This is a genomic window from Vibrio sp. 10N.261.52.A1, assembly GCF_002876325.1.
Taxonomy (GTDB): Bacteria; Pseudomonadota; Gammaproteobacteria; order Enterobacterales; family Vibrionaceae; genus Vibrio; species Vibrio chagasii.
Window position 1 is genome coordinate 1 of sequence record NZ_MCYD01001108.1, and the last position, 986, is coordinate 986.

Annotated in this window: 1 protein-coding gene; it reads right to left on the reverse strand. The window is 47.0% G+C overall.

Annotation, left to right across the window (positions count from 1 at the left end; genetic code table 11):
• On the reverse strand, window positions 1-986 hold a 986-nt coding region (locus BCT81_RS23725), incomplete at both ends, for an ABC transporter transmembrane domain-containing protein (protein ID WP_133152705.1).

Here is a 986-nt window from a genome sequence, read left to right on the forward strand (position 1 = left end):
AGCTAAAGCAATCCTCTGCTTTTGTCCTCCCGATAACCTAGAACCACCTTCCCCTACTTGCGTGTTATAGCCTTCAGGTAAGCTTTCTATAAACTGACTTGCCCCAGCAAGACTCGCGGCATGCTTGACCTGCTCATCTGTCGCATTGGGAGCGCATTGGCGAATATTCTCGAGAACAGTACCAGAGAAAAGGCAGCTATCTTGCAATACCACACTCATACTTCGGCGAAGCTCTACGGGGTCAGCAATAGCTAAATCCATACCATCGACAAGCACTTGTCCTGCTGTCGGGCTATACAATCGCTGCAAGAGTTTGGTCAGCGTACTTTTTCCGGAGCCAGAGCGGCCTGTGATACCAACAAATTCTCCCGCCTTGATTGTAAGGCTAAGATTGTTTAGCACTTCGGGAGAATCGCTGTCATAACGAAAACGCACATTGTTAAAGCTGACCTCACCTTTCATTTCCGGGATAGATGCCAACCCTTCAGCTCCAGCTTCTTGGGGTTCATCCAAAATATCCCCTACTCGTTGGAGAGATATCAAGGTATGTTGGAAGTCTTGCCAAACCTGCGCTAGCCGTAAGATAGGTTGAGTCACTTGGCCCGCGAGCATGTTAAATGCAACCAATTCACCGGGGGATAAGTCACCCGCCATAACCAACTTTACTCCCCACCACAACGTCAGAGCGGAGGTCAGCTTTTGGATTAGACCAATACCTTGTTGAGCCCATATCGATGTCACTCTTGCGCGAAACCCTGCTTTAAGCTGCGTTGCAAGATAGTCTTGCCAGTTTTTCTCAAAACCACGCTCCAACGAGTTTGTCTTGATGGTTTCTATACCAGTAATAGATTCAGTTAAAAAAGCAGTATTATTTGCCGTCGCCTCATATTCTTTCTTCACTTTAGAACGAAGACTTGGCCCTATTGTCATCCAAAACAGGAAATACAAGACTAAAGAACCCAATACGACCCAAGTAAGTATGGGGG